Raw genomic sequence first — 3,021 nt, forward strand, 5'->3', positions numbered from 1 at the left:
TCTTCAGCGACCCCGGCGCCCGTCACGAGCGCCGGGTTCGCTGAAGAGCGGTTGGTTTGTTGTCGGTGCCTGCGGAGCCATGTCGCCGTCTAGAGCCATGATTGCGTCGGATGTATGCAACGCATTGTGGCGATTATGCAACAAGTGTGACCGAGACGGAAATCTTTCGCGAGCCGATCCCCTGAAAAGAGCGCGGGCTCAGATCAAGGCTCAGCCCTGCCGCGATGATTTGTAGACGTTGACGCCGAGCTCGCGGATCTTCTTGCGCAGCGTGTTGCGGTTCAAGCCCAGCAGTTCCGCGGCCTTGATCTGGTTGCCGCGGGTTGCCGTCATCGAAGCCAGGACGAGGGGAAACTCGACCTCGGACAGGATGCGCTGATAAAGCCCGGCAGGTGGCAAATCGCCGGCAAAGGAAGCGAAATAGCGCTGCAGGAAGTGCTCGACCGCCTGCCCGATCGACAAATCGTCGGGGATCAGATTGCCGCCACCCGGCACCACCGGACGTTCGCCGGTCTTGAGCTCCGCCTCGATGATCTCGGCGGAAATCTCGTCCTGCGAATAGAGCGCGGCGAGCCTGCGAACCAGGTTTTCCAGTTCGCGCACATTGCCCGGCCACGGATAGCGCTTCATCAACTCGATGCCGCCGGAAGAAATGCGCTTGGTCTGCAGGCCTTCCATTTCGCCGAGCTTGAAGAAATGGCGGACGAGGTCCGGCACATCCTCGGAGCGCTCACGCAGCGCGGGCAGCCGGAGCGGCACGACGTTGAGGCGATAGAAAAGATCCTCGCGGAAGAGCCCCTGGTTGATCAGCGTGCGCAGATCCTTGTTGGTGGCAGCGACGATGCGCACGTCGGTCTTGATCGGCGTGCGTCCGCCGACCGTGGTGTACTCGCCCTGCTGCAGCACGCGCAGCAGGCGCGTCTGCGCCTCCATCGGCATGTCGCCGATTTCATCGAGGAACAGCGTGCCGCCTTCGGCCTGCTCGAAGCGGCCGGTCGAGCGGTTCTGCGCGCCGGTGAAGGCACCCTTCTCGTGACCGAACAGTTCCGATTCGATCAGGTCACGCGGGATCGCCGCCATATTGATGGCGACGAAGGGGCCGCCGCGGCGGCGGCCATATTCATGCAGCGCGCGCGCCACCAGCTCCTTGCCGGTGCCGGATTCGCCCGAGATCATCACCGTCAGGTCGGTCTGCATCATGCGCGCCAGCATGCGGTAGATATCCTGCATGGCCGCCGAGCGGCCGACCAGCGGCATCGCGTCCGGCTGTTCTTCCGGCCGCGCATCGATCTTCGGCCGACGCGGCTCGGAAAGCGCCCGGTTGACGATGTTGAGCAGTTCGGTCAGGTCGAACGGCTTGGGCAGATATTCGTAAGCGCCGGTTTCGGAGGCGCGGATCGCCGTCATGAATGTGTTCTGGGCGCTCATGACGATAACCGGCAGCTCCGGCCTCGCCTTCTTGATGCGCGGCAGCATGTCGAAGGCGTTTTCGTCCGGCATCACCACATCGGTGATGACCAGATCGCCCTCGCCCGCCGCCACCCAGCGCCAAAGCGTCGAAGCGTTGGAGGTGACGCGCACCTCATGACCGGCGCGTGAAAGCGCCTGGTTGAGGACGGTGCGGATTGCCGCGTCGTCGTCGGCGACGAGAATATTGCCGCGAACGGTCATTTGAGGTCTCCTTCGCCGTCATCATCGGCGCCGTTTGGCGCTTCTTTCCAGGCCGGCATCAGGATGCGGAATGTGGTGCCGCGCGGCGTCGATTCGCATTCGATGATGCCGCCATGCTCGCCGACGATCTTGGCGACCAGCGCAAGACCCAACCCGGAGCCGTTCGGCTTGGTGGTGATGAACGGGTCGAACAGGATCGGCAGGATGTCTTCGGAGACGCCGGAGCCATTGTCGCGCACGCAGAATTCCAGCGGCAGCGACACGCGGTCCTGCGTGCCCGGAACGGAAACACGGATGCCCGGCCGGAAGGCGGTCGACAGCACGATCTCGCCCTGCGGGTCGCTGCCGATCGCCTCGGCAGCGTTCTTGACCAGGTTGAGGAACACCTGGATGAGTTGATCGCGGTTGGCAAACACCGGAGGCAATGAAGGATCATAATCCTCCATTATCTTGATTTTCTTGGCAAAACCATTCTTGGCAATCGCCTTCACATGGTCGAGCACGACATGGATATTGACGGGATAGCGATCGATCGGCCGCTCGTCGGAAAACACCTCCATGCGATCGACCAGCGATACGATGCGGTCCGTCTCGTCGGTGATCAGCCGCGTCAGCGCGCGGTCTTCGTCGGAAGCCGACAGTTCGAGAAGCTGGGCAGCGCCGCGGATGCCGGAGAGCGGGTTCTTGATCTCATGGGCAAGCATTGCCGCCAGACCGGTCACCGAACGTGCGGCACCCCGATGCGTCATCTGCCGGTCGATCTTGTCGGCCATCGACCGTTCCTGGAACATCACCACGACGGAGCCCGGATATTCCGGCACCGGCGCGACGTAGAGATCGACGACCTTTTCGATGCCGAGACGCGGCGACGACACGTCGACCCGATACTCGTTGACCGGAGCCCGACGCTCGCGCACCTGATCGACCAGCGTCAGCAGCGGGCTGCCGAAGGGAATGAGTTTTGACAGCGTGTTGCGGGCGAGCATGTTTGCACTCGAGCGAAAGAAATCTTCCGCGTCGGCGTTGGCATAGGTGATGAAACCTTCCTCGCTGATCATGATCACCGGGCGACGGATGGTGTTGAGCACGATCTGGGCGGCATCCGCCATTTCAGCGCCCTGGCCGGCGGCGGCGTTCATGCGGCGCTCCGCAGGTTCAAGGGTTGCGGATCGCGCGAAAACACATCGCGCAGCAAGGCAATGACGCGCGCGGGCTCGAATGCGGTCAGTATGGCCTTTCGGCTGTCGTCGGCGACGCCGCCGGCATGCCGGTCGAGATACCAGCCAAGGTGTTTGCGCGCCTGGCGCAGGCCGCTTTCGGCGCCGTAGAGCGCCAGCATGTCCTCATAAT

The 3,021-nt window shown here is 63.1% G+C and carries 2 protein-coding genes and 1 pseudogene; all 3 read right to left on the bottom strand.

The window, feature by feature from the left end; all coding sequences use genetic code 11:
* Positions 1 to 210 precede the first annotated feature (210 nt).
* Entirely contained in the window at positions 211 to 1,671 is a 1,461-nt protein-coding gene (gene ntrC / locus EN964_RS30370; protein WP_023812028.1) for a nitrogen regulation protein NR(I), read from the bottom strand.
* A complete protein-coding gene (locus EN964_RS30375; protein ID WP_127272394.1) occupies positions 1,668 to 2,810 on the bottom strand; it encodes a nitrogen regulation protein NR(II) in 1,143 nt (380 codons plus the stop codon). Before EN964_RS30375 ends, ntrC begins: the two co-directional genes overlap by 4 nt.
* Positions 2,807 to 3,021 (bottom strand): annotated as a pseudogene (locus EN964_RS30380) (tRNA dihydrouridine synthase DusB); the annotation flags it as partial. The pseudogene EN964_RS30380 and the gene EN964_RS30375, both read right to left, overlap by 4 nt.

It is taken from the genome of Mesorhizobium sp. M7A.F.Ca.CA.001.10.2.1, assembly GCF_003998575.1.
Classification (GTDB): Bacteria; Pseudomonadota; Alphaproteobacteria; order Rhizobiales; family Rhizobiaceae; genus Mesorhizobium.